The sequence below is a fragment of the Mycobacteroides sp. LB1 genome (assembly GCF_013449725.1).
GTDB lineage: Bacteria > Actinomycetota > Actinomycetes > Mycobacteriales > Mycobacteriaceae > Mycobacterium.
The window spans coordinates 304,750-329,722 of the sequence record NZ_JACCFF010000003.1 but is presented as its reverse complement, the minus strand read 5'-3'; the positions used below and the strand labels follow the sequence as shown (position 1 = coordinate 329,722).

Sequence of the window (24,973 nt, the reverse complement as noted above, 5' to 3'; positions counted from 1 at the left end):
GCGCATCCAGGTATTCGGGTCTATCAGAACCCGACACCTGAGTGCGCGCTCGACGCTACGTCTTAGACCGCGCTCTTGTGCTTACGCTGCGCGGCGAAGAAGTCGGCCCAGGAATCCACATCGGGATGAGCCTTGAGCATCGCGCGACGCTGCCGTTCGGTCAGTCCGCCCCACACGCCGAATTCCACCCGGTTATCCAGCGCATCGGCGCCGCATTCCATCATCACCGGGCAGTGCCTGCAGATGACTGCGGCCTTACGCTGTGCCGCTCCGCGGACGAACAATTCGTCGGGGTCGGCTTGTCTGCATCTGGCCTGGGCCACCCATGCAATGCGCGCTTCTCCAACGTCAATCGATACCGCCACATTCAATGCACTCGTATTCCGGGTGGCTGGCCGTGTAGCTGACACTGGCGATCCCTTCTGTCACTAGTGGCCCTCGAGAGGCGTGGGCCACAGTCCGCGTGGTGTGTAACTTGAATCACACCGTGAGATCAAGCTAGTGGTCAGGGATCTCCAACGCAACACCTGACCCGAATTTTTTGGGACGGTTGTGCCGACAACGTCTTTTCATCGCCCTCCGAGGGCCCGGCGTTACCAATCAGCCAGCCCGCAGACGCGTCCGGGGACGACAGATATCCTGTGTCAATGCCAGAACGTCCGCCTGAGGCCGAGACCCTCGCGAAGCTCGCGGGCTGCGGGCTTGTCGCTGCGGTGATCTTGGCCGGACTGATGTTCCCCTTCGCAGGTGGATTCGGGCTGGCATCCAATCGCGCATCCGATGTAGTGGCCAACGGCTCCACGCAGCTTCTTGAGGGCGAAGTGCCCGCGGTCACCACGGTGGAAGACGCGAAGGGCAACAAGATCGCCTACCTCTACACGCAGCGACGTTTCGAGGTGCCCTCCGACCAGATCGCCGACGGCATGAAGCTGGCGCTCCTGTCCATCGAGGACAAGCGCTTCACCTCGCACAACGGTGTCGACTGGAAGGGCACGCTGGGTGGTCTGGCCGGATACGCCTCCGGCGACGAGGACACCCGCGGTGGCTCAACGATCGAGCAGCAGTATGTGAAGAACTATCAACTGCTGGTGGTGGCCAAGACCGACGCCGAGCGCAAGGCCGCCATCGAGACCACTCCCGCCCGCAAGCTGCGGGAAATCCGGATGGCCCTGCGACTGGACCGCACCTTCACCAAACAGGACATCCTGACCAGGTACCTGAACCTGGTGTCATTCGGTAACAACTCCTTCGGCGTGCAGGACGCCGCACAGACCTACTTCGGTGTCGACGCGAAGGACCTGAACTGGCAGCAGTCCGCACTGCTGGCGGGCATGGTGCAGTCCACCAGTGGCCTGAACCCGTACGTGAACCCCGAACGCGCGCTGGCGCGGCGGAACCTGGTGCTCGACACGATGATCACGAACGCCCCGGAGAAGCGGGCCGAACTGGTGGCGGCCAAGGCGCAGCCGCTCGGGGTGCTGCCCCAGCCCAACGAACTGCCGCGCGGGTGTATTGCCGCGGGAGACCGTGCATTCTTCTGCGATTACGTGCTCGACTACCTGGCCAAGTCCGGTATCTCCAAGGACCAGGTGATGAAGGGTGGGTACCTCATCCGCACCACCCTGGACCCAGAGGTTCAGAACTCGGTGAAACAGGCGGTCTCCCACGTCGCCGATCCGGGTATCAACGGCGTCGCCGACGTCATGAGCGTCATCAAACCCGGGCAAACCAGCCACCCCATTCTGGCGATGGCCTCCAGCCGAACCTACGGATTGAATGGCGCCACCGGCGAGACCATGCAGCCGCAGCCCTTCTCTCTCGTCGGCGACGGCGCCGGATCGATCTTCAAAATCTTCACGGTCGCGGCGGCCATGGATATGGGTATGGGTATCAACACCGTGCTCGACGTGCCACCGACGTTCGCGGCCAAGGGCCTGGGCAGTAGCGACGGCTCCAAGGGTTGCCCCAAGGACAACTGGTGCGTCAAGAACGTCGGCAATTACCGTTCCCCGATGAGCGTCACCGACGCCCTAGCGACCTCGCCGAACACCGCGTTCGCCAAGCTGATTCAGTCGATTGGCGTGTCCAAGGCGGTGGATATGGCCGTCAAGTTGGGCATGCGCTCCTACGCGGAGGCGGGCACCGCCAAGCCATATGACCCCGAGGGCGACGAGAGCCTGGCCGACTACATCAAGAAGTACAACCTAGGCTCGTTCACGCTGGGCCCCATCCAGGTGAACGCTCTCGAATTGTCCAATGTGGCAGCCACTTTGGCCTCGGGCGGCAAATGGTGCCCGCCAAACCCGATCGACAAGGTCTTCGACCGCCACGGCAAGGAGGTGCCGACGACCATCGAGTCCTGCGAGCAGGTGGTACCCACGGGGCTGGCGAACACTCTCGCCAACGCGCTGAGCAAGGACGATCAGCCCGGCGGCACCGCTGCGGGTTCGGCAGGATCGGTCGGCTGGAACCTGCCGCTGTCCAGCAAGACCGGAACCACTGAAGCGCACCGGTCCTCGGCCTTCCTGGGATTTACCAACAACCTGGCCGGCTCGAGCTACATCTTTGACGATTCGACGACTCCGGGCGATCTGTGTTCGTTCCCGCTCCGTAAGTGTGGTGACGGAAACCTGTACGGCGGCAACGAGCCCGCTCGCGCCTGGTTTGAGGCGATGAAACCCATCGCCGAAAGTTACGGTCCTACCGCCCTGCCGCCGACCGAGCCGCGGTATGTCGAGGGAGGCCCCGGTTCCAAGGTGCCCAGCATCAACGGGCTCCGCGAGCCCGAGGCGCGTGAGGCCATCAAGAAGGCCGGGTTCAGGGTCGCCGACCAGGCCAGCACCGTGAACAGCACCGCACCGTTCAACGAGGTGGTGGGCACCAGTCCTAGCGGAACCACCATCCCCGGATCCGTCATCACCATCCTGATGAGCAATGGGATTCCGCCCGCGCCGCCACCTCTGGTTATCCCGGGCATCCCGGGTATGCCTGGCGGTGGCGAGATGACCACCACGATCGTGAATATCCCAGGCCTACCGCCGATCACCGTGCCGGTGCTGGCACCGCCCCCGTAGATCGATCGCGCCGGGCCGTTATCGGGGACGAGAAATTCGCCACGTTTTGCCCAGGTGATCAGGGGTCACGCAGCTTTCGGCGCTACTCTCGGGTGATGGGCACGTCTTCCGCCGCACTGAACACGGTTATCAAACGAGCTGCCGCGTATTCGGCGGGGTCGGCGGCGCTTGGCATCGGGTACGCGTCGATCATCGAACGCAACGCGTTCACGGTCCGCGAGACGACGATGGATGTTCTCGATCCCGGCGCTTCGCCACTGCGAGTGCTGCACATCAGCGATATCCACATGCGGCCGGGCCAACATCTCAAACAGGCCTGGCTACGTGAGCTGGCGCAATGGCAGCCGGACCTGGTGATCAACACCGGCGACAACCTGGCACACCCCAAGGCAGTGTCCTCGGTGGTGCAGGCGCTCGGCGATTTACTTTCGGTACCAGGGCTTTTCGTCTTCGGAAGCAACGACTACTTCGGTCCGCGGCTGAAGAACCCCGCCAAGTACCTGTACAAGAGCGATGAGCGCACCCACGGTGAGCCGCTGCCGTGGCAGGACCTACGCGCCGCATTCACCGAGCGTGGCTGGCAGGACATGACCCACACCCGTCACGAGCTGGAGGTCGCCGGGGTGCGGATCGCCGCCGCCGGAGTGGACGACCCGCATCTGCACCGGGATCGGTACGACACCATCGCCGGGATGCCGAATCCGCTCGCGACACTGCGGCTGGGGCTCACTCATTCACCCGAGCCTCGGGTGTTGGATCGCTTCGCCGAGGATGGCTACCAGCTGGTGATGGCCGGTCACACCCACGGCGGGCAGTTGTGCCTGCCGTTCTACGGGGCCATCGTCACCAACTGCGAGCTGGACCGTTCCCGGGTGAAGGGCCCGTCACGGTGGGGTTCGCATATGCAGCTGCACGTATCCGCGGGGATCGGAACGTCACCGTTCGCACCGATGCGGTTCTTCTGCCGTCCGGAGGCAACCCTGCTGACCCTGGTTCCGGCGCGCATCAGCGGTCAAGGGGCCGACGCCGAGTCCGGGGATCGGCGGCCCAGCGCGACCGCGCGCTGACATGAACCGCGAATGGGCCGATAACGCGGTCCGGTTGATTGAGGCCGATGCCCGTCGTAGTGCGGACACTCATCTCCTGCGGTATCCCCTGCCCGCGGCCTGGGCCGGCACCGTGGATGTCCAGCTGTACCTCAAGGACGAGTCCACCCACATCACCGGCAGCCTCAAACATCGTTTGGCGCGTTCCCTTTTCCTGTACGCACTGTGCAACGGGTTCATCGAGGAGAACACCACGGTCGTGGAGGCGTCCTCCGGTTCGACCGCGGTCTCCGAGGCCTACTTCGCACAGCTGCTGGGGCTGCCGTTCATAGCGGTGATGACGACTTCGACCAGTCACAGCAAGATCGCCTTGATCGAATCACAGGGTGGCCGTTGCCATTTCGTCGACGAGGCGCAACAGGTGTATGCCGAGGCGCAGCGGCTTGCCGACGAGGCCGGCGGGCACTACCTGGACCAGTTCACCAATGCCGAGCGGGCGACCGACTGGCGCGGTAACAACAACATCGCCGAATCGATCTTCACGCAGATGCATTATGAAAAGCACCCGCTGCCAACGTGGATCGTGGTCGGCGCGGGTACCGGCGGTACCAGCGCGACCATCGGCCGCTACATCCGGTATCGGCGCTACCCCACCCAGCTCTGTGTTGTGGATCCCGACAACTCAGCCTTCTATCCCTCATACGTCGCGGGACATGATGTGGTGACTGGGGTTTCATCGCGCATCGAGGGCATCGGACGTCCCCGCGTGGAGCAGTCGTTCCTACCGACGGTGGTGGACCGCATGGAGCAGATACCCGATGCGGAGTCGGTCGCGGCGACACAACATGCCAGCGCGGTGCTGGGGCGTCGGGTGGGGGCGTCGACGGGGACCAACCTCTGCGGCGCGTTCCGGCTCATTTCCGAGATGTCCGCTACGGGTACCGGCGGGTCGGTGGTGACGCTGCTGGCCGATACCGGCGACCGGTATGCCGACACCTACTTCGACAACGCCTGGGTCGCCGAGCAAGGATTCGACCTGTCGGAACCGTCGGAGCGGCTGCGAGAGTTCGAGCGCACCGGCCGCTGGGGATAGTCCCCGGGACGTAATTGTCGCTACGTCAGGAAGCGGACGCCGGTCGCGGCTCCGCACGGCTACGTTCGGTATATGGATGCGATGCACCGGCCGCGTACCTGGCTGGTGCCGCTCGTCGTCGCCGCGATCCAGGTGGTCGGCAGCGCCGGCTCTCGGCATCAACATCCGGATATGGGGTGGCGGGAGCTGGATTGGTTCGCCTACCTGCTGCTGGTGTCCGGCCCGATCGCGCTACTGGCACGCCGGCGGTATCCGTACGCCGTACTGCTCATCGTCATCGCGGTGACAGTCGCGTACCCGCTAGCGGGATTCGGTTTCGGGCCCATCTTCATTTCCTTGGTGGTGGCGTTTCTCGCGGCGGCGACACAAGGCCCGCGCTGGCTGACCTACCCCGTCCCGTTCCTGGGCTGGGCGGCCGTGATGTGGGGTGTGCCGTGGATCCGCGGCGACAATCCGCCGCCATCGATCGCGCTGACGGCGACCGCGGCCTGGCTGTTGGTGCTCGTCGGTGTCGCCGAAGCGATCCGCCAGCGGCGGGTGGCCGTGGAGGCTCGCCGTCAGCGCCGGGCCTCGATCGCGCGCGAGGCGCAGACCGACCGGGAACGTCGGGAGACCGACGCGCGATTGGCGTTGGCGCGCGAGCTGCATGACGTGCTGGCGCACAGCCTGTCGATGATCAACGTGCAGTCCTCGGTGGCGTTAGAGCTCATCGACGAGCAGCCCGAGCGCGCGGGGTCCGCGCTCGGGGCGATCAAAGATGCCAGCCGACAGGCGATTTCGGATGTGCATTCCTTGGTGGCGGCGCTGCGGACGGAGGCGGGTGTTCCCGTTGCGCCAACATCGGGGGTGACGGATCTGGACGCCCTGGTGTCCACCGCGCGCGCCGCCGGACTCGTGGTGACCACCCACGTCACGGGTGCGTGTCCGCTGCCCGCGGTGATCGATGTGGCCGCAGGCCGGATCGTGCAGGAGGCCCTGACCAACGTGGTGCGGCATTCGTCGGCAACCGAGGCCGTCGTGGCGATCACGTATCAAGCCGCTGAGATCGATGTCGCCGTGGAAGATCCCGGACCTGCCCGGCTAGGCGCGACAACGTCGGGGGGCACCGGGATCGCGGGGATGCGAGAACGGGCTCGGGCACTGAGCGGTTCGTTAACGGCACAACCCCTGCCGGACGGAGGTTTCGTGGTGCGGGCACGGCTGCCGATAGGAGCGCAATCGTGAGCATTCGGGTGATCGTCGCCGACGACCAGGCCCTGGTGCGGGCGGGATTCGTCGCGCTGCTCGACGCGCAGGACGGTATCGAGGTGGTTGCCGAGGCCGCCAACGGCGTCCAGGCGCTGGCGGCGGCACAGGAGCATCGTCCCGATGTGGTGCTGATGGACATCCGCATGCCAGAGCTGGATGGGTTGGCCGCGACGCGACAGATCGCCGCGGACCCGGATCTGGCCGATGTTCGGGTGGTGGTGCTGACGACCTTCGAGCTCGACGAGTACGTCTTCGAGGCGATGCGTGCCGGAGCCAGCGGGTTCCTCGTGAAACATTCCGAGCCATCGGAACTGGTCAGGGCGGTGCGCGTGGTCGCGGAGGGAGACGCGCTGCTGTCGCCTTCGGTGACCCGACGGCTGCTGGCGGAGTTCTCCACCCACGCCAAGCAACCCAACGAGTCCGGGCTCGAGGAGCTCACCGACCGCGAGCGTGAGGTGATGACGCTGGTCGCGGAGGGCCTGACCAATGCCGAGATCGGGGCGCGCCTGTTCATGAGCCCGGCGACGGCTCGCACTCATGTGAGCCGCATCCTCACCAAGCTGAGTGCCCGTGATCGCACCCAGCTGGTGGTGATCGCCTACGAGTCGGGGCTGGTGCGCCCGCGCTGGCAGGACTGAAGCTACGCCGCGACGCGTAGTGCATGTGCCGCCTCAGGGCCGATGTCTAGCGCTCTACGTGAGCGCAGCCTTGACGTCATGGACATCAACGAAATAGCTCCCACTGCAACACAATTCCTGGCCGACCAGGCCGACCGTTGGGGCGACCATCCCTGGCATCCCTGGTTCCTGGTGTTCCCGATCCTCTTCTGGACCCTGGTGATCGTCGCGATCGTCTCTGCCCGACGCCGTTGGGCCGGACGCCAAGGCGAAGGCACCTTGCGTGACGTGTACGCGCGAGGCGAGATCACCGAGGCTGAGTATCGGGACCGCCTGACGGTGCTGCGCGGCACCCGCCGATAACGGCACGTCACATCCGCTTGGAGCCCGCGGATCAACGCATTCGCGACCTATGGCCTGGATGCGATACCCTTGCGGGGCTTCAAAGCGGGGTGTGGCGCAGCTTGGTAGCGCGCTTCGTTCGGGACGAAGAGGTCGTGGGTTCGAATCCCGCCACCCCGACGCTTGAAGTAAGGCCCTGACCAAAGATCCCCGGTCGGGGTCTTTTTCATGGGCATGGCGGATCAGTGCGTTGCACCGGGGCCATGTCATGGTGGACGGCGTGACTCTCTCTGCACTCGCATCACATCCTGTCGCCCTTGCGGCGATCGCGGTCGCTCTGCTTCTCGTGTGGAAGCTACGCAAGGCCGTGATGCTGATCGGTGTACTGGCAGCGCTGGTGCTCCTGGTCGCCATGTACCGGTAACAGCTAAGCAGGAGCACGCGACATTTCATTCGGTAAGGTTTGTCAAAACCCGACGATGGGAGTCTCCAGATGAAGAAACGCCTTGTGAGTGCCTGTGCAATCGCGCTGGCCGCCGCACTCAGCGGACCCGCCTTGGCTGCCGCGGCACCCGCAGACGACCAGCAGATCAGGGACATAATCGCCGGTGAGGCAACGGCGATTAAGTCACTCGACAACGCCAAGCTGTCCACCTTCTTCTGCGACAAGTTCCGCGGAACCATTGCCTCCAAGAGCGCTGACGACCAGATCCCCCCGATGTCTGAAATCTCCGGCTATGGCCCGGGGATGATCAGTGCCGTCGCGTCAGCTGCGGGAGTCTCCGGTCCGACCACCCAGGCACTGACCACCGCGATCCAGAACAACGACGACAAGGCCTACCGGTCCTCGTTCCGCAATGCGGCTCGCGAGGTGCTGTCCGGCGTCACCTACAACGTCTCGGATATCAATGTCACCGCGCCGACGGCGACTGCGGCGGTCACCGCGCAGGGTCATGACGTCACCGCCAACCAGCAGCGCGAGTTCGTTCAGGAAAGCGGGAAGTGGAAGGACTGCACCGACCCGGAGAAGCGGGCCGAGACCTCGGGCAATCCGCTACTGACAGGGTTGCTGCACTGACGCTCTAAAACTTCAGAACTAGATCAGGCCGCCCGCGTCCCCAGGGACGTAGGCGGCCTGATCTGTGATGGCTCGCCGCAATATTCGGTAGCGCTACTCCGGCCCGATCTCTAGGCTGGATTCGTTTGTGCCATAACCGATTACCTTAAACAAGATAGAGCCGATGTCTGACTTCTCCCCGATCATCACCGATTTCTGGCGCAGCTACATCGGTCGGGGCACCGTCCTACACCGCGGTGACACCTTCCAACTGGCCGTCTACCCCGCCCTCGACGAGGACCGTCAGCTGATGGTGCTTCAGACGGCCGATGGGAAGACCAGCGTCACCCTTGTCCCTGAGCTTGCCGAACGCGCCGGAATCAATGGTGCCCAGGATATTTCGGAATCCGATTTCTGGACCGGTCTCGATAAGGCCGGTATCGCGATGCACGGTGCGGACAACCTGTTTTATTTCACCGATTCCGCGCGGAAAGCCTTGGTCACCGAGGCCTCCACCGGAGACATCCGTCGGCTGACGGCAGATGACAAGGCCATCTTCACGGCCTTCGGATCGGCTGCGTCAGCACAGGATTTGGATAATGCCCAGGTGGAACTGGACCACTGGGCGGTGTTCGGCTCCTTCGACAATGGCCGTCTGGTCGCGGTCTCCAGCATCTATCAATGGGAGGACGCGGCGATCATGGATCTCGGGGTGCTGACGCTGCCGATCTTCCGCGGCAAGGGGCACGCACGAGGACTGGTGCGTGCCGCATTCCGATACGCGTGCGCACAGGGTTACGAGCCGCAGTATCGGTGCCAGGTGACCAACGCGGCGTCCAGCGCACTGGCTCCCGCCGCCGGACTCACCCTGTTCGGCACCCTGGATGTGATCGCTGACTAGAGCCGACGGGTCAACCGGGTAGCGATGAGCGGGGCGATCTTGTCGGCCAGGTAGGCGTGTCCGGCATCGTTGGGATGTACACCGTCGTAGCCGATCAGCTCGGGTCGCCCGACGAACCATCGTTCGGCCAGCGGATCCACCCAGGCTGCGCCGATCGCATGGGCCTCGGCATACAGGATGTCCCGCAGCTGGATCACGACATCGGGGACATCTGCCGTCGGCCACGGCGGGCCGATGACGAGCAGCTTGGCCGCCGGTGCCATGCGGCGCGCCGACTCCAGCGTGCTTCGGGTGACCGCGGCGTACACGTCCGGGTCGACGCCTTGGTCATTGCGCGATCCGAAGAACACCACCAGCTCATCCTCGGGGTGTACCACCCGGCCGGTGAGATCGGAGAAGACACTGCCGTGGTCGCCACGCACGCCGTATCCGGCCCGGCCCTCGGCGGCGACGTCGGCGCTGACGCGGACCCCTTCACGGCTCAGCGTCCGCCATACCAATGACGTCCATGACTTTGCGCCCAGGCCGCCTTCCTTGGTGCCGGTCGTATACGAATCGCTGACGACGGCGACATGGTTCAGACCTGAACCGGAGTTGAGCAGGCGGTAGGGGCGCTCGGGCGCGGGCTGCTGGGCAGCCACACCAAAGAGAAACGCGAATGCGATGACGAACGCGGCCAGACGGACCACTGCTACCTCCCACTGTCCCCAGCATTTTACGGGCTCAAACCCGGCTGTGGCACAGCGTTATTCGTTTGAAACTAACGGCGCGTTACGGCGGTCGATACCGGCTCGTGGTCGGCGCTCGCGAGGTGTTGGTGACCATTGTGAGAGGAGTGGTCGGTGACCGCGGGCTTGGTAACGCCGATCATGCTGCGCATCCAGCGGCGCCCCGGTTCCTCCACCCAGTGGTAGAGCGCCATGGCGAGCACGACGGCCAGCGCCAGCAGACCCAGCATGATCCAGCCGCCACCCGGGTCCCGGAGCGCGAGCTCGAATTGCTTGGCGGCCCAGATCCACGCGGTGTGTACGAGTTCATGCACCATGTACAGCCCGAAGGAGATCTGCCCGCCGTAGACCATGACACGTGTCGAGAGCAGGACCGGCAACGAGCCGACTCCCACCGCCAACGCCATGACCAGCGGCACGAACAGAATGTCGACCAACCCGCTGCTATCGGTGACATGCGAGATCGGGTTGGCGTCCAGGTAATAGAGAGCGCCGACGATCACGATGATCATCAGCAGCGCGAGGTAACCGGCCGCCTGGCGCGCGCGGTGAGTCAGCCGCAGTCGGCTCACCGCAGCGCAAGCGAGTGCGCCCGCGGTGAACTGCATGACGATGCGCGGGAGCCAGCTCCACGGTGTGTAGAACTGGCCCGTCAGCAGCAGCATGATCACCGGCGGCATCGAGGCGACCACGGCCAAGATCATGAGGCTGCGGGCACGTGTGGCGTGGGCCATCCGGAAGACGACCAGGATCAGGGCGCCGAAAAGTAGGTACGCCAGCCATTCCGCGCTGATCGACCATGCCGGACCGTCCCAGCTGGAGCCGTCGAAGAATGGCTGGAACCACAGCTGCACCAGGAAGAGTTGGCGCACATAGCTGACCGCGTTGAAGCCGCTGGTGACAGCGGGCTCCGGCGGGATGTGCCCGACATGCATGGTGAAGATCAGCCACAGGGCGGCCAGATGCAGGGTGACCAGGTAGACCGGCCACACCCGGGCCAGGCGCAGCCACAGGAAGTGCAGTGTTTCGCGGGTGGACCAGCGGTCGCCCATTCGGTCGAGATAGTTCCAGGTGAGCACGAAGCCGCTGAGAATGAAGAAGAGGTCGACGCCCTGAGCACCACAATTGAGGACGGGTGCCAGCGCGGACCGGAATCCTGGGACGGATTCCTCCAGCAGCGGGCGGAAGTGAAAGAGCACAACCCAGAGCGCGGCGATGATGCGAAGTCCCGTTAAGGCCTTGATCTCTCCGCCGCGCACAACTCTCTCCGTCAGGCTCGCTACCAGCTCTTTCGCGCTTCCTTGCGATCAACCGGTCGAGCACGCCTCCCCGCGGCCCAATTCCGGCGTTCTTCGGAGACTAACAGCGCAACCTGCCAAAGCCTGAATCTCGGAACTGCCGCCATGCCGCGTGTGCGGACATATCCACCCCTCGGTAAACGCCCGGGCAGCATGGCCCCACTCTCGCCTCTCCATCCGGCACACTGGCATAGAACGCCATGACCGCAGCCGCGCTAGGACAGACACACAGATGACGCAACCGCAGTACCCCCAGGGCCAATACCAGCCCCAGCAGTTCCCCGGATACCCACAGCCCGGCCAGTACGGCCCACCACCCGGCTACACGCCGAAACCACCCCGGCCCCCCATGTCTCCGCAGCAGAAGGCGCTGGCACTCGTCGGCGGGTCGATCGGCCTCTTCCTGGTTGCACTGCTGGTCCTCGGCCTCGTGACGACCAACTCCAGCGCCGAGCGGACAACGGCGGCCGCCGACAAGATCATCGATGCACCACGCTCCTCCGGCGGCGGCAACGAGCAGGACATCAAGGCAATCAAGCAGACCATCGCCGGTATGGCGGAAGCCTCCAAGGCCAATGACTTCAAGAAGTTGCTCACCTTCTTCTGCGCCAAGTACCGCGAAGCGTTCAAAGACATCGCCGGCAGCGGCAAGGCACCCGACCTCAGCTCGTTGACCAAGTCGGATAACGGCCCCTCGAAAATCACCGGCCTCGATATCGACGGCGATACCGCCGTCATTCACATCACCGATGCCAAGGGCAAACACGACATCGAATTCAAGAAGGAGACCGGCGGCTGGAAGTTCTGCCCGGGGGCGTAGCAGCACCACTTATCCGCGAGTGGATTCCACCGTGGCCGTTGGATATTCGGCGAACCCTCGGCATCCACCGCCGCGGATCGAGTGATCCTGCCTACCGGGTGTCCCCGGGCGGAGCCATTACCCGCGGCTCGCATACCCCGGATGGCCCTGGGGTGCTGACGATTTCACGCATCAACAAGACCGTTCAGGCCAAGGCCTGGGACGATGGCGCCGAATGGCTGCTCGATCACCTTCCGCGCCTGCTCGGCGCCGACGACGAACCCGAAGCACTCGCCCCTAAACACGATGCCGTCACGAGACTTATCCAAGGCGCCTCAGGCGTACGACTGGGCGCCACCGATCGAGTCTGGGAAGCCCTCGTCCCGGCCGTGCTGGAACAAAAGGTGCCCGGCGCCGAGGCCTGGCGCGCCTGGCGGTATCTCCTCAACCATTTCGGCACCGACCTCAACGAGACCAAGATTCCACCGGCCCAACGGGAATGGCTCGACATCCCTTCCTGGGAGTGGCACAAATCCGGCGCCGAACCCGTCCGCATGCGCACCATCCGCACCGCTGCCCATGCCGACATAGAAACCAAACCAGAGCACCTGACCGCAATCCCTGGCATCGGACCGTGGACCGAGGCGGAGGTGCGAATACGCGCCCTCGGCGATCCTGATGCCGTCCCCGTTGGCGACTACCACATTGCCGGCCACGTGGGGCTCGCGTTGACGGGCCAGAAGGTCGACGATGCCGGGATGCTGGAACTTCTGGAACCCTATGCCGGGCAACGCTATCGCGTCATTCGGCTCATCGAACTCGTGGCCCCGAAACCAGTGCGGCGCGGGTCCCGGATGCCGGTACGCGACTACCGCGACTTCTAACGTCTGACAAGCGGCTTCGTCGAGATTGTGGATGGCCACGGGGTTGTGGATAACCCCTTCTGATTGTCAGTTGTCGTCAATAGCCTTCAGGCATGAGTTTGATCGACGACCTGACGTCGGCCGCCGCAGCGGTGGCCGAGTCGTCGTTTGACGAGCTCAACAGTCCCGACTTGCTCTCGGCCCTGGCACAATTAGAGATTGCGGAGCGCCGGGCCACTGCCGCCTCGCATACTCTGCTGGCCCGGCTCGTCGCACGCGGGTCGCCGGTCGAGCTGGGCGGCACATCATTCGCCGACGTAGTGGCGCGGCGCCTGTCGATTAGCACCGCTGCCGCCCGCCGCCGCCTGGCCGACGCCGCGCATCTCGGCCCGCGGCGCGCAATCACCGGCGAGCCGCTGGAGCCCCAACTTCCGCACACCGCGCTCGCCTTGCGAGAAGGCCGTCTCGGCGACGAGCACGTGCGGATCATCCGCAGGTTCTTCGACGTGTTGCCCGACGCTGTCGACGCCGATACCCGCGCAGTCGCGGAGGAGCGCCTGGCATCGATGGGAACCGAGTTTGGCCCCGAACAACTCCGGGGCGGCGCCGATCGGATCGCGGCTCTGATCAATCCCGATGGCCGATTCTCCGACGTGGACCGTGCCCGCAGGCGCGGGATATCGATCGGACGCCAAGGAGCCGACGGCATGAGCCCCGTCAGCGGCCTGCTGGATCCGGAAACCCGGGCCTACCTCGATGCGGTACTCAGCAAGTTGGCGGCACCGGGCATGTGTAACCCCGCCGACGAATCTCCCGGCACAGGGGATGCGCCCGACCCGGCTGCTGCGGAGCGCGACACCCGAACCACTCCCCAGCGCAACCACGATGCACTGCGAGCCTGCCTGCGTAGCACCCTGGCTTCGGGTGGACTGGGCTCCCACCATGGACTGCCTGTCACCGTGGTGGTCTCGACGACGTTGAAGGAACTGCAGAGCGCCTCCGGCCGTGCGGTATTGGGTGGCGGCAACCTGCTGCCCATCCCCGACCTAATCCGCATGGCTGCACATGCGCACCACTATCTCGCGGTGTTCGATGACGCTGGCGCACGCCCGCTGTACCTGGGACGTTCCAAACGGATCGCCACCCCCGATCAGCGAATCGTCTTGCACGCCAAGGATCGCGGTTGCTCGGCGCCGGGCTGCACGGTGCCCGGGTATCTCTGCCAGGTGCATCACGTCGACGAATGGTGCGGCGACGGACCCACCGACATCGACAACCTCACCTTCGCGTGCGGCCCGCACCATCGGCTGCTTCAACAGGGCTGGATCACCCGAAAACGTCGCAGCAATGGATTCACCGAGTGGATTCCGCCGCCGCACCTGGACACGGGCCAGTCCCGCACCAATGACTATCACCACCCCGAGCGGTTCGTCCGGGACAGGGGGTGGTGACGAGCGCCCAAGGTCTACCCCAGGTGCGCCGAAAGCAACCACGCCGCAACCGATGACCGGCCGTCGGGCTCGACCTGATGCTTGGCGAAGCCCTGCGCCACGCCCGGTTCGAATCCGCGGAAGTTCCCGTAGATCTTCGCCGGGCGGATCTCATCAATGGCCCAGTATTTCGAAACCACGTCCCGCAGTTCGTTTTCGGTCACGGCGTTGACGGGCGATTCCGCCGGGAACGCGGCGCGATCGAAGACCAGGACGTAGTACCGCGCCCCTGGCGCGGCGGCCCGGACGATCGAACGCTGGTAGCCCTCGCGCAGTTCGGCGGGCATCGAGTGGAACAGCGTTGAATCGATAATGGTGTCAAAGCGCCCGTCATACCCGGTGAACGCCGAGATATCGGCAACCGCGAAACTGGCATTCGTCAGGCCGCGTTCGGCCGCATAGCCTTTCGCCAACTCGATGGCCTTGGGTGCGGAGTCGAGCCCGACGGTGGTGTGCCCCACCTCCGCGAGATACAGCGAGGTCGCCGCCTCGCCACAACCGGCGTCGAGCACCTCACCGCGCACCTTGCCCTCCGCAATCAGCGTCGCGATCTCGGGCTGCGGTTCACCGATGCTCCACGGCGGCCGGACACCCAACCCGTCGGGACGCTCGCCGCGATACGCGGCCTCAAACGCGAGATCGAATTCCTCTGTAGCGATGTTCTCAGTCATACCTTCAGAATGTCAATCCGCTTGACATATGTCAAGGACACTGACATGTAAATCGGAAGGCAATTGCCAGAAACCTCCCCAACCGCCAAAATGGAGAAATGAGCAACGACGAGGGGGGCGTCAGCCCGTTTCCGCTACCCCCGGGACCCCCGCCGGCCTACCCTCCCCCCGGCTATGGCTATCCCTCTCCACCGGCGTACGGCTACCCATCGCCGGGAGGTGGCTACCCATCCCCGCCTCCCGGTTACCCGAGTCCGGCCCCCGTGCCTTACTGGGTGCGGCCCGAACCCCCCGCGTTGAAGCCGGGTGTCATCCCGTTGCGGCCCCTGGACCTGTCCGCCCTGTACAATGGAGCGGTCGCCGCCATCCGGGCCAACCCCAAGGCAACCATCGGCCTCACAGCATTCGTCGTCGTCCTCAGCCAGCTGTTGACCTTCGCGTTGCAGGCAGGCCCCATCGTCGGGCTGCTCGGCGGTGCCGCCGGCTTCGACGCGAACCGTGACGACGCATTTGCCGCCGCATTCGGGATCGGATACTTCGGCGGGGCATTCATCGGCTACGTGATCACCATGCTGGTCACCATCGTGCTCAGCGGCATGCTGACGGTCACCGTCGGGCGCTCGGTTTTCGGCGAACACACCACCCCCGCGGCAGCATGGCAGCGTGCCAAACCACGCATATGGGCCCTCATCGGGCTGGCATTCGTCTCGGGCCTACTACTGGCCCTGCCCCTCGCGGTCGGCATCGCCGGCGTCGTCGGGCTTGCACTCACCGTCGGCCCACTAGGGGCGGTACCGGCCGGCCTCGCACTCGGGTTCGGCGTCCTGGCGCTGTACTTCTATCTGATCCCCGTGTTCGCCCTCGCCTCACCGGTGCTGATCCTGGAGCGCCAGAACGTCTTCGGCGCACTGATCCGGTCGATGTCGTTGGTGCGTAAGGGCTACTGGCGCCTACTGGGCATCCTGTTGCTCACATCAATCATCGTCGGCATCGTGGCAGGCATCCTGGGAATGCCCTTCAGCATTGCCGGACAGGTCGCCATGGGCATGGGCACCTCGCACACCAGCAGTACGACGATGATCATGGGCCTGGCGCTAACAACTGTCGGCGTCATCATCGCTCAGATCATCACGCTCCCGTTCAACGCCGCAGTGAACGTGCTGCTCTATACCGATCAGCGGATGCGCACCGAGGCATTCGATCTGGTCCTGCAGACCGAGACCAGAACACGGGAACGCCTCGGACAGCCGGGCATCGATCCCGATGCCTTGTGGCTGCCCGCATATCCCCCGGTCCAGGTGTAATGGCGGCCGTCGACATCGACCGTGAAGCGGCGGCCGAGGCGGCCCAACGTGAACTCGCCAAACCGATCTACGAACATCTCTCGCCGCCCGACCGTCTGATCAATTGGATCATTGAGCACCTGGACTACTTGGAGTTCCGGGCCAGCGAGCTTCCCGGCGGCTGGTTCACCATCCTGATGACCACACTCATCGTGATCGCCGCCGTGGTGCTGCTGGTCCGCATCGCCCGCAGGTCGGTCCGGACCAAGGGTGCCGATTTCGGCCTCTTCGAATCTGGCGAGCTCACCGCGGCAGAGCACCGCGCAGCCGCGGAACTTGCTGCATCCCAGGGTGATTGGTCCTCAGCCATTCGGCACCGGTTGCGTGCCGTGGCACGTCAGCTCGAAGAATGCACGATTCTTACTCCGGTGCCGGGGCGGACCGCCAATGAGCTCGCCGCCGCTGCGGGGCGTGAACTACCTTCGCTTACACAGGAATTCCGGTCGAGTGCGGAAGTCTTCAACGACGTGAGCTACGGCGATCGACCGGGTACCGAGCAGTCGTACCGCAAGATCGCCGACCTGGACGACCGCATCCGCGACGCTCCGATCCTCGAGACATCCGCGGAACCCGGCGTGAGGACGACAGGTTGGGAGACGGTGCGGTGACCACCAGCACCGCGACATCACCGCGCCTCCGAGACCGCTGGCGGACCTGGGCGTGGATATTGGCCGCGTTGGCCGGCATCGTCGTCACCGCCCTACTCGTCACCAAATCGCCTCGGCCCGAGGGTTATCTCGACCCGGAGGCCGTCACACAGCGCGGCGGGCACGCGCTTGCCCAACTGCTTCACGACCGCGGAGTCACCGTCACACGCGCCACCACCATTGACGAGGTCCGCGCGGCCACGCGCCCCGCCAGCCAACTTATGGTGCTGGACAACGGGAACATCTCCGACGAGATACTGGATGCCCTCGCCGAGCTTCCGGGAGATCGCCTGCTGCTGACGCCCTATTCCGACACCCGAGAGCGGCTGGCCTCGCAGGTACGCATCACCTCGTATCAAGGCGACGAGATCGTCGAACCGAACTGTGATCTACGGGAAGCCCGGCAAGCCGGTGCGATTCAGACATTCATCGGCCCCACATACACCTTCACCAACCCCGGCCCGGGCCAAACCAGCTGCTACGGGGGCACGCTGGTGCGATATCAAGATGGCAACCGGACCATCACTGTGCTGAGCGATGAGACCCCGCTGACCAACCTGCAACTGGCCAAACAGGGGAATGCGGCTCTGGCCATGAATCTGGCAGGGCGATCCACCCACCTGGTCTGGTATGTGCCCGAAAAACCCAAGGTGGGAAGCAGCGCCCAACCGAAATCCATGGGGGACCTGATTCCCGACCAAGTCAGTATGGCTGTCTGGCAGTTGTGCATCGTCGTGTTGCTGCTGGCCATATGGCGAGGCCGTCGTCTGGGTCCCGTTGTCGCCGAGAAGCTTCCGGTGGTCGTGCGGGCGTCCGAAACCACGGAGGGGCGCGGACGACTGTACCGGTCGCGCCGCGCTCGAGACCTCGCCTCCGAATCCCTGCGCGAAGCGGCGCGGTACCGAGTCGTGCACTGCCTAGGTCTCCCGGTCGACGAGTCACCGCAGGTCGTCACCAACACCATTTCGCAACGAATCGGCCGCAATCCCACGGAGATTCACCATGTGCTGTTCGGTCCCGTCCCGTCGGACGACCAACAGCTCACCGCACTCGTCCAGCAGCTCGACATTATCGAAAGGCAGGTCCGCGACTCGTGACACACGCAACTTCCACCGGAGATTCCGAGGACACCGCACGCAACGCCCTCGCCGCATTGCGTCAGCAAATCGCCACCGTGGTCGTCGGACAGGACTCGGTGGTCAGCGGTCTAGTCGTCGCGCTGTTGTGCCGCGGACACGTGCTCCTGGAAGGCGTGCCCGGTGTTGCGAAAACCCTTTTGGTTCGCACACTCTCGGCAGCGCTGTCCCTCGATTTCAAACGTGTGCAGTTCACCCCCGACCTCATGCCCGGCGATGTGACTGGGTCGCTGGTCTACGACGCGCGCACCGCGGCATTCGAGTTCCGCGCCGGTCCCGTGTTCACGAATCTGCTTCTGGCCGATGAGATCAACCGCACGCCGCCGAAAACCCAGGCGGCACTGCTGGAGGCCATGGAGGAACGTCAGGTGACCGTCGACGGCACTGCGCGCCCACTGCCGGATCCGTTCATCGTGGCCGCGACCCAGAACCCTATCGAGTATGAGGGCACCTACCAGCTGCCCGAGGCGCAGCTCGACCGATTCCTGATGAAGCTCAATGTGTCCCTGCCGGAAAGGGATCAAGAGATCGCCATCCTGGAGCGGCACGCACAAGGCTTCGATCCACGGAACCTGTCGCATGTGAGGCCGGTGGCCTCGGCCGCAGATCTGGAGGCGGGCCGTGCCGCGGTGGGCCAAGTGCTGATAGCCCCCGAGGTACTCGCCTATGTGGTCGACGTCATCCGTGCCACCCGCCAGTCGCCGTCGTTGCAGCTCGGTGCATCGCCCCGCGCGGCGACGGCACTGCTGGCGACGTCACGCGCATGGGCGTGGCTTTCCGGCCGCAACTACGTCACCCCTGACGACGTCAAGGCAATGGCCCGACCGACCCTGCGGCATCGCATCGGATTGCGCCCGGAGGCAGAGCTGGAAGGCGCTACCGCCGACCGTGTTCTAGACGGCATCCTCGTCACGGTTCCGGTGCCGCGGTAGTGATTCTCACCGGACGCTCGGGATTGGTGGCGCTGCTGGGTGCGCTGCTGATTCTGGTGTCGCCGTGGCCGGTTCGATTGTTCTGGTTCTTACTGCTGGCGCTGGTGGCGTTGGTTGTCATCGATATCCTCGCCGCTGCCAGTCCACGCCGGCTCACCTTCACTCGGTCGGGGCCTGACTCCATCCGGCTCGGCGAATCCGCGGATATCGCGCTGAAGATCCAGAATCCTGGCCGCCGGGTCCGCGGTTGGGTCCGCGACAGTTGGGCACCGAGCATGCGTGCCACGCCGCGCGCACACCCGTTGAATCTGCGTACCGGCGAACGTGCCCGGGTCGTCACCGCGCTGCGTCCGCTACGACGTGGCGACCACAGACCCGCGACGGTCACGGTACGCACGGTCGGACCACTGGGGATGGCCGGACGACAGGGACGCCATGACGTGTCATGGCAGCTACGGGTGCTGCCCCCCTTCCTGAGCCGCAAGCATCTGCCATCCAGACTGGCCAAGCTGCGCGAGCTCGAGGGCGCCATCCCGGTTCTGATCCGCGGCCAAGGTACCGAATTCGACTCTCTGCGTGAATATGTCGTCGGCGACGATGTTCGGTCCATCGACTGGCGCGCGTCGGCGCGGCGCAACGATGTGGTGGTTCGCACCTGGCGCCCCGAACGTGACCGCCGGATTCTCGTCGTCCTGGACACCGGCCGCACGTCGGCGGGGCGTATCGGGGTCGATCCCACATCGGGCGATCCGTCCGGCTGGCCGCGGCTGGACTGGTCGATGGACGCCGCATTGCTGTTGGTGGCATTGGCATCTCGCGCCGGTGACCGCGTGGACTTCCTGGCCCACGACCGCACCGTGCGCTCCCAGGTATCGGGCGCATCGCGCAACGAGCTACTTCAGCTAGTGGTCAATGCGATGGCGCCCCTGGAGCCCTCACTCATCGAGTCCGATGCACGCGATCTCGTGGCGACCATCCGCCGCAGGTCCCGTCATCGTTCCCTAATCGTGCTCCTCACCGATCTGAACCCGACGGCACTGGAGGAGGGCCTCCTGCCGCTGCTTCCTCAGCTGACCAGTCATCACCATCTGCTGGTGGCCGCCGTCAGCGATCCCCGCGTCGAGGACATGGTGAGACCCGGGAGCAGCACGGGACCGGGGGAAATACGGTCATTCGACGTCGAGCAGGTTTACGACGCTGCAGCCGCGGAACGAACCCGAGGGGAACGCCGCCGTATCGTCACGCTGTTACGCCGCCAGGGGGTCGAGGTTGTCGATGCTCCGCCCGACGAGATCGCCCCGGCGCTTGCCGACCGGTATCTGGCATTGAAAGCGTCCGGCCGCCTGTAGGGCTCAGGAGGCCTGTGGCACTAGGAAGCCGGCGCGTAGTCCGGAGCGTTCTCGATATCGCCGGTTTCGTTGGCGGCCACTCCCCGTCGCCCGAGGATCACGATATACGCCAAGAACAGTGCCTCCGTGGTTACGCCGATTCCGATGCGCGCGAACGTCGGTAACGACGACGGGGTGACCAACGCCTCGATGAGACCGCTCACCAGTAGCACCGCGACCAGCCCTCCCGCCACGGACATGACGGCACGACCCTGTTCGGCAAGCACCTGTCCGCGTGGCCGGTCGCCGGGATCAATCACCTTCCACCCCAAGCGCATTCCGGCCGCCGCAGCAAGGAAGACGGCGGTGAGTTCCAGCAGGCCGTGCGGCAGGATCAGGCCGAAGAACACGTCTCCGCGGCCCGCGGCCACCATCAACCCACCGGCCAGGCCCACATTCGCCGCGTTCATGAACAATACGTACGGGATCGGGATGCCCAGCAGCACCGCGAAGATGACGCATTGCGCCGCCACCCATGAGTTGTTGAGCCACACCTGCAGCGCAAACGAGGCCGCCGGGTGCTCGCTGTAGTAATTCTCGAAGTCCTCGTTGACGAGCTGCTTGATCTCGTCAGGAGTCCCGATGACCGACTGCAGCTCGGGTGAATGCACCACCCAGATACCGACGGCTACCGCCACCACCATCGACCCGACCGCCGCGCCGAGCCACCAACGCCAGCTGCGGTAAGCGACCACCGGAAAGGACACCGTCCAGAAACGGATGAAGTGGCGCCACAGCGGGGCACTCTCACCAGTCACCGCGGATCGCGCCCGGGCAACCACGGTCGACAGCCGCCCAACCAGAGCCGGATCCCCCGACGCCGATCGCACGGTGGACAGATGTGTCGACACCTTCTGATACAGCTCGACCAGCTCATCGATCTCTGACCCGTTCAGGCGCCGCCTGCGCTTGAGCAGCTCGTCCAGCCGGTCCCACGTCCCCCGGTGGGTGGCGACGAATGCGTCCACGTCCATCTGGCAAATACTAGATGGATGAGCCGCTTGCGCGAAGACCGAAGGTAGGGTTCGAGCCATGTCGGAGTTGGTGACAGGTGACGCGGTCGTCCTGGACGTCAAGGTGGCTCAGCTGCCGGTACGGGTCGTGTCCGCGTTCATCGACATCTTCGTCCAGATGATCGTGCTGTACGCGGGCATCTTCGTTGTGGCACTCTCACTGTCGCAGTTTGACGAGGCACTGGCGGCGGCGCTAAGCATCGCCTACGGGGTACTGGCATTGGTTGGCTATCCCGTCATTTTCGAGATGTCCACCCGGGGAAGATCCCTCGGCAAGATGGCCATGGGATTGCGCGTGGTATCCGAGGATGGTGGCCCAGAACGCCTGCGGCAGGCCATCATCCGCGCGCTGTCGGCAGTCGTGGAGATCTACATGTTCATGGGGGCGCCCGCCGTGATCAGCAGTCTGGTGTCAGCCAAGGGAAAACGCCTCGGCGACATCTTCGCGGGCACCATGGTGATCAGCGAGCGGGGTCCCAAACTCCCTCCGCCACCGGTGATGCCACCGCAGCTGGCCTCCTGGGCACAGACACTGCAACTGTCCGGGCTCACCACCGATCAGGCCAATCTGGCTCGCCAGTTCCTCAATCGTGCACAGCAGTTGTCACCACACACCCGCGATCAGATGCTCTATCAGATCTCCACCGATGTACTCGCCAGCATCGCGCCGCCACCACCGCCGGGCACTCCCCCGCAGTTCATGCTCGCCGCGGTGCTGGCGGAACGCCACCGCCGCGCATTGGAGCAGATGCGGCCGGCTTATCCGCCGACGCCGTTCCCCGCACCCTCGCCCGGTTGGGCGCCGGCACCGCCGACCGTCCCTGAACCTCCTGAGTCTCCCCGGGATACTTCGGGTTTCGCTACACCTGGCTGACCCCCAGCGGATTTCTTCGCATAGAGCGAACCACCTATGGTCGCCGCGACGATGGTGACCAGGGCGCCGAGGATAAGTGCCGAGGCCTCGCCGTGGATGAGTGACTGCTGCTGCTCGCCGATCGCCGCCGCCGCGATGGGCACCCCGAGCTGAGCCGCTGCCAGCGCACCGAGCGACAGCGGTTGACCGAAGAAGCGACTGACCATATGAGCGAGGACGGCCGCGGCACCCAGGCCCACACCGAGCAGGATGAGCTTGGGGTTCTCACCGAGCTCGCGCACATGCAGCGACGCCCCCAACCACACGAAGAACAGTGGGGAAAAGAACCCCTCGGTAAATCCGAAAAGCTGCTTGGCCAGCCGACGCGGCTCCCCGACACCTGCGACGACAAGCCCCAATGCGAACCCGGCCAGCATGATCGACACGTGGGTCTCCACGGCCAGCGCTGCGAGCCCGAAGACGATGGCCAGGCTGATCCGTAACTCCATTGCCACGCGGCGCTGTTTCGAATAACGGTGGAACCGGTCGAGTTGTCCGGCCTGATCGAGTGCCCGCAGGATCACGAAGAGAATGCCCGCGCATGCCGCCACGGCGATCGCACCCACCGCCGCGCGGGGTGCGTGCTTGAGGTCGATAACCAGGGGTAGCAAGACAATCGACGCGGTATCGGCGATGGCCACCTGAGCGGTGGCACTCAGCACCTTGGGGCCTTCGAGACCCAGCGAGTCGATGACCGGCAGCACCAACGCCGCCGACGAGGAAGCGATGAGCACCGCGTATAGCGGGGCATGCCCGGTGTGGAAGGCGTTGGCCAGCAGCACACCCAGCACCGCGGCAACCACACCGACCGCGATGGCGCGCAGCGCCGCCCTGGGCAGCGCGGCCACCATCGTCTTATCGCGTACCGGTACATGCGTGCCTGCGACGAACATGACCAGAGCGAACCCGACGTCGGCGAACATCTTGAATGTCGGATCGAAGGCGTCGATCCAGCCGAATCCGGTGCGGCCAATGACGATTCCGGCGATCAATTCGCCGATGACCACGGGAATCCGCAGCCGCGTATTGAGCGCCAGCAGCGGTCCGACCAGTCCGACCAGGACGATGATTGCCAGGGTCGGGAAACCGAAGCCACTCATGGAGTTACTGCCAAGAGACCAGATGGCAGGGAATATCGGTGTTTTCGTCGGATATATAGCTAGCGCAGACCCGGTGGTAACCGTCCGCGATTTCCAGCCGCGCCCCGGAACGCGCGTCCCCACGCACCAGCAAGATCGGGGACAGCGCCTTGTCCTTGGCGATCTTCGCAAGGTCGCGGGCCACATGGGCATTGGTCTTGGGCAGCATGTCCAAGTGAGCCGCCCGCAGGATGTCCTTGGCCTTGCGGCACTCCAGCGTCGCATTGCGCAGCGCCTTCACGGTCCGCTTCACCACATCGGTCTCACCGACGAGCGTCAGGTAGTCAGCCGCCGCTGCGTAGTCATGGTCCTCGGGTTCATCCAGCCACTTCACCGTCATGGCGGCCACCCTACGGCGCCTGCCTGGACGGTTCCTCTCAATGGCTCCGAATCGTCACCGAAAGTTTTCGTTGCATCTCGATCGGTTCCGATATATCGTTATCTATCGAGAGGCGCTACCGCCTCCCCCAAGCACAAGGAGATACGCATGACTTCCCACGAGGAAAGGGCCGAACAGTTCCGGCCCGACACACCATTTGGATTTGGATTCGGATTCGACCCCACACGTCGCGGACCAGGCTCACGAGGCCGTCGCCACGGTGGCCGTCAACATGAATGCGATCCGCACGGCGAATCCCACGAGCGGGCCTGGGCCGGCCACAGCGGACCGGGCGCGTTCATGCGCGGCGGATTCGGTCCCGGTTTCGGGCCCTTCGGTCGGGGCCTCGGTCCCGGATTCGGTCCCGGGTTTGGCTTCGGTGACCAGCCGCGGGGACGCGGACGAGGACGTGGCCAGCGCGGCGACGTCCGGGCCGCCATCCTGGCGCTGCTAATCGAGCGTCCGATGCACGGCTACGAGATGATCCGTGAGATCGCGGAGCGCAGTAACAACATCTGGCGTCCGAGCCCTGGTTCGGTCTATCCGACATTGCAACTGCTCGTCGACGAGGGCCTCATCACCGAGACCGAGGGCAGCGGCAGCCGCAAGCAGTTCGAGCTCACCGAGGAAGGTAAATCGACCGCCGAGAAGGTCGATACCCCGCCCTGGGACAAGATCAACGAAGACGCCGACCCGTCGGTACTCGACCTGCGTTCGGCACTCGGCCAGCTGATGGGCGCAGTCGCGCAATCGGCACACGCCGCCTCACCCGAACAACAGCAGCGGATCATCGAGATCGTGAACTCTGCCCGCAAGCAGATCTACGGCATCCTCGGCGAAACCGAGTGAGACCTTC

At 64.8% G+C, this 24,973-nt stretch carries 26 protein-coding genes and 1 tRNA gene; 20 read left to right on the top strand and 7 right to left on the bottom strand.

Annotated elements, in window-relative coordinates; translation table 11 throughout:
- Positions 1-62: 62 nt before the first annotated feature.
- Entirely contained in the window at positions 63-410 is a 348-nt protein-coding gene (locus MLB1_RS15285; RefSeq protein ID WP_180750671.1) for a WhiB family transcriptional regulator, read from the bottom strand.
- 237 nt (positions 411-647) lie between these two features.
- On the opposite strand from MLB1_RS15285, the gene ponA2 reads away from it, so the two are divergent.
- From ponA2 to MLB1_RS15235, 10 genes are all read left to right on the top strand, one after another.
- Positions 648-3,074, top strand: coding sequence for a transglycosylase/D,D-transpeptidase PonA2 (gene ponA2, locus MLB1_RS15280; protein WP_180750670.1), 2,427 nt, complete (start codon positions 648-650; stop codon positions 3,072-3,074).
- A gap of 95 nt (positions 3,075-3,169) precedes the next feature.
- Positions 3,170-4,141 carry a metallophosphoesterase gene (locus MLB1_RS15275; RefSeq protein WP_180750669.1) on the top strand — a complete coding sequence of 324 codons (972 nt, stop codon included), beginning with the start codon at positions 3,170-3,172 and terminating at the stop codon, positions 4,139-4,141.
- Between the two features lies 1 nt (position 4,142).
- Entirely contained in the window at positions 4,143-5,213 is a 1,071-nt protein-coding gene (locus tag MLB1_RS15270) for a PLP-dependent cysteine synthase family protein (protein WP_180750668.1), read from the top strand.
- Positions 5,214-5,285: 72 nt separating this feature from the next.
- Positions 5,286-6,437 (top strand): sensor histidine kinase, encoded by a 1,152-nt coding sequence (locus MLB1_RS15265; protein ID WP_180750667.1) that lies wholly within the window; start codon positions 5,286-5,288, stop codon positions 6,435-6,437.
- Positions 6,434-7,099: a response regulator transcription factor gene (locus MLB1_RS15260; RefSeq protein WP_180750666.1), complete on the top strand. Its 666-nt coding sequence runs from the start codon at positions 6,434-6,436 to the stop codon at positions 7,097-7,099. The genes MLB1_RS15265 and MLB1_RS15260 overlap by 4 nt, the downstream gene beginning before the upstream one ends.
- A 78-nt stretch (positions 7,100-7,177) precedes the next feature.
- Positions 7,178-7,441 (top strand): SHOCT domain-containing protein, encoded by a 264-nt coding sequence (locus MLB1_RS15255; protein ID WP_219603118.1) that lies wholly within the window; start codon positions 7,178-7,180, stop codon positions 7,439-7,441.
- A gap of 85 nt (positions 7,442-7,526) precedes the next feature.
- Positions 7,527-7,600 (top strand) — tRNA-Pro (locus MLB1_RS15250).
- A 100-nt stretch (positions 7,601-7,700) separates the two neighbouring features.
- Positions 7,701-7,844, top strand: a complete 144-nt coding sequence (locus MLB1_RS15245) for a hypothetical protein (protein WP_180750665.1) — start codon at positions 7,701-7,703, stop codon at positions 7,842-7,844.
- 69 nt (positions 7,845-7,913) lie between these two features.
- Positions 7,914-8,498 carry a hypothetical protein gene (locus tag MLB1_RS15240; RefSeq protein ID WP_180750664.1) on the top strand — a complete coding sequence of 195 codons (585 nt, stop codon included), beginning with the start codon at positions 7,914-7,916 and terminating at the stop codon, positions 8,496-8,498.
- A 163-nt stretch (positions 8,499-8,661) separates the two neighbouring features.
- The gene (locus MLB1_RS15235) at positions 8,662-9,378 is read left to right on the top strand and encodes a GNAT family N-acetyltransferase (protein WP_180750663.1); all 717 of its coding nucleotides are present in this window, start codon (positions 8,662-8,664) and stop codon (positions 9,376-9,378) included.
- Here MLB1_RS15235 and MLB1_RS15230 read toward each other — a convergent pair.
- Together MLB1_RS15230 and MLB1_RS15225 are read right to left on the bottom strand one after the other, a co-directional pair.
- Complete coding sequence (locus tag MLB1_RS15230) at positions 9,375-10,067, bottom strand: GDSL lipase (protein ID WP_180750662.1); 693 nt, start codon at positions 10,065-10,067, stop codon at positions 9,375-9,377. The two genes, MLB1_RS15235 and MLB1_RS15230, sit on opposite strands and share 4 nt — an antisense overlap.
- A gap of 71 nt (positions 10,068-10,138) precedes the next feature.
- The gene (locus tag MLB1_RS15225; RefSeq protein ID WP_180750661.1) at positions 10,139-11,365 is read right to left on the bottom strand and encodes an acyltransferase; all 1,227 of its coding nucleotides are present in this window, start codon (positions 11,363-11,365) and stop codon (positions 10,139-10,141) included.
- A gap of 271 nt (positions 11,366-11,636) precedes the next feature.
- Between MLB1_RS15225 and MLB1_RS15220 the strand changes: the two genes are divergently transcribed.
- The 3 genes from MLB1_RS15220 to MLB1_RS15210 all read left to right on the top strand — a co-directional run bounded on the left by MLB1_RS15220 (position 11,637) and on the right by MLB1_RS15210 (position 14,517).
- Positions 11,637-12,224, top strand: coding sequence for a hypothetical protein (locus MLB1_RS15220; protein WP_180750660.1), 588 nt, complete (start codon positions 11,637-11,639; stop codon positions 12,222-12,224).
- A 38-nt stretch (positions 12,225-12,262) separates the two neighbouring features.
- The gene (locus tag MLB1_RS15215) at positions 12,263-13,087 is read left to right on the top strand and encodes a 3-methyladenine DNA glycosylase (RefSeq protein WP_180750659.1); all 825 of its coding nucleotides are present in this window, start codon (positions 12,263-12,265) and stop codon (positions 13,085-13,087) included.
- 92 nt (positions 13,088-13,179) lie between these two features.
- Positions 13,180-14,517 carry an HNH endonuclease signature motif containing protein gene (locus MLB1_RS15210; RefSeq protein WP_180750658.1) on the top strand — a complete coding sequence of 446 codons (1,338 nt, stop codon included), beginning with the start codon at positions 13,180-13,182 and terminating at the stop codon, positions 14,515-14,517.
- A 14-nt stretch (positions 14,518-14,531) separates the two neighbouring features.
- Here the strand turns inward: MLB1_RS15210 and MLB1_RS15205 are convergent, their stop codons facing one another.
- On the bottom strand, positions 14,532-15,227 hold the full coding sequence (locus tag MLB1_RS15205) for a class I SAM-dependent methyltransferase (RefSeq protein ID WP_180750657.1): 696 nt from the start codon (positions 15,225-15,227) through the stop codon (positions 14,532-14,534).
- A gap of 263 nt (positions 15,228-15,490) precedes the next feature.
- On the opposite strand from MLB1_RS15205, the gene MLB1_RS15200 reads away from it, so the two are divergent.
- From MLB1_RS15200 to MLB1_RS15180, 5 genes are read left to right on the top strand one after another with little or no spacing between them, the layout of a single operon-like run.
- The gene (locus tag MLB1_RS15200) at positions 15,491-16,531 is read left to right on the top strand and encodes a hypothetical protein (RefSeq protein WP_180750851.1); all 1,041 of its coding nucleotides are present in this window, start codon (positions 15,491-15,493) and stop codon (positions 16,529-16,531) included.
- The gene (locus tag MLB1_RS15195; protein ID WP_180750656.1) at positions 16,531-17,178 is read left to right on the top strand and encodes a DUF4129 domain-containing protein; all 648 of its coding nucleotides are present in this window, start codon (positions 16,531-16,533) and stop codon (positions 17,176-17,178) included. The genes MLB1_RS15200 and MLB1_RS15195 overlap by 1 nt, the downstream gene beginning before the upstream one ends.
- On the top strand, positions 17,175-18,314 hold the full coding sequence (locus MLB1_RS15190; RefSeq protein WP_180750655.1) for a DUF4350 domain-containing protein: 1,140 nt from the start codon (positions 17,175-17,177) through the stop codon (positions 18,312-18,314). The genes MLB1_RS15195 and MLB1_RS15190 overlap by 4 nt, the downstream gene beginning before the upstream one ends.
- A complete protein-coding gene (locus MLB1_RS15185; protein WP_180750654.1) occupies positions 18,311-19,285 on the top strand; it encodes a MoxR family ATPase in 975 nt (324 codons plus the stop codon). Before MLB1_RS15190 ends, MLB1_RS15185 begins: the two co-directional genes overlap by 4 nt.
- Positions 19,285-20,634, top strand: coding sequence for a DUF58 domain-containing protein (locus MLB1_RS15180; RefSeq protein ID WP_180750653.1), 1,350 nt, complete (start codon positions 19,285-19,287; stop codon positions 20,632-20,634). Before MLB1_RS15185 ends, MLB1_RS15180 begins: the two co-directional genes overlap by 1 nt.
- Positions 20,635-20,654: 20 nt before the next feature.
- On the opposite strand, the gene MLB1_RS15175 is transcribed toward MLB1_RS15180, so the two are convergent.
- Positions 20,655-21,647: a stage II sporulation protein M gene (locus tag MLB1_RS15175; protein ID WP_180750652.1), complete on the bottom strand. Its 993-nt coding sequence runs from the start codon at positions 21,645-21,647 to the stop codon at positions 20,655-20,657.
- 58 nt (positions 21,648-21,705) lie between these two features.
- On the opposite strand from MLB1_RS15175, the gene MLB1_RS15170 reads away from it, so the two are divergent.
- The gene (locus tag MLB1_RS15170; protein WP_180750651.1) at positions 21,706-22,560 is read left to right on the top strand and encodes an RDD family protein; all 855 of its coding nucleotides are present in this window, start codon (positions 21,706-21,708) and stop codon (positions 22,558-22,560) included.
- On the opposite strand, the gene MLB1_RS15165 is transcribed toward MLB1_RS15170, so the two are convergent.
- Positions 22,446-23,699: a cation:proton antiporter gene (locus tag MLB1_RS15165; protein ID WP_180750650.1), complete on the bottom strand. Its 1,254-nt coding sequence runs from the start codon at positions 23,697-23,699 to the stop codon at positions 22,446-22,448. The two genes, MLB1_RS15170 and MLB1_RS15165, sit on opposite strands and share 115 nt — an antisense overlap.
- Positions 23,700-23,703: 4 nt before the next feature.
- On the bottom strand, positions 23,704-24,078 hold the full coding sequence (locus MLB1_RS15160) for a hypothetical protein (RefSeq protein ID WP_180750649.1): 375 nt from the start codon (positions 24,076-24,078) through the stop codon (positions 23,704-23,706).
- Positions 24,079-24,225: 147 nt separating this feature from the next.
- On the opposite strand from MLB1_RS15160, the gene MLB1_RS15155 reads away from it, so the two are divergent.
- Complete coding sequence (locus MLB1_RS15155) at positions 24,226-24,966, top strand: PadR family transcriptional regulator (RefSeq protein ID WP_180750648.1); 741 nt, start codon at positions 24,226-24,228, stop codon at positions 24,964-24,966.
- Positions 24,967-24,973: the final 7 nt, after the last annotated feature.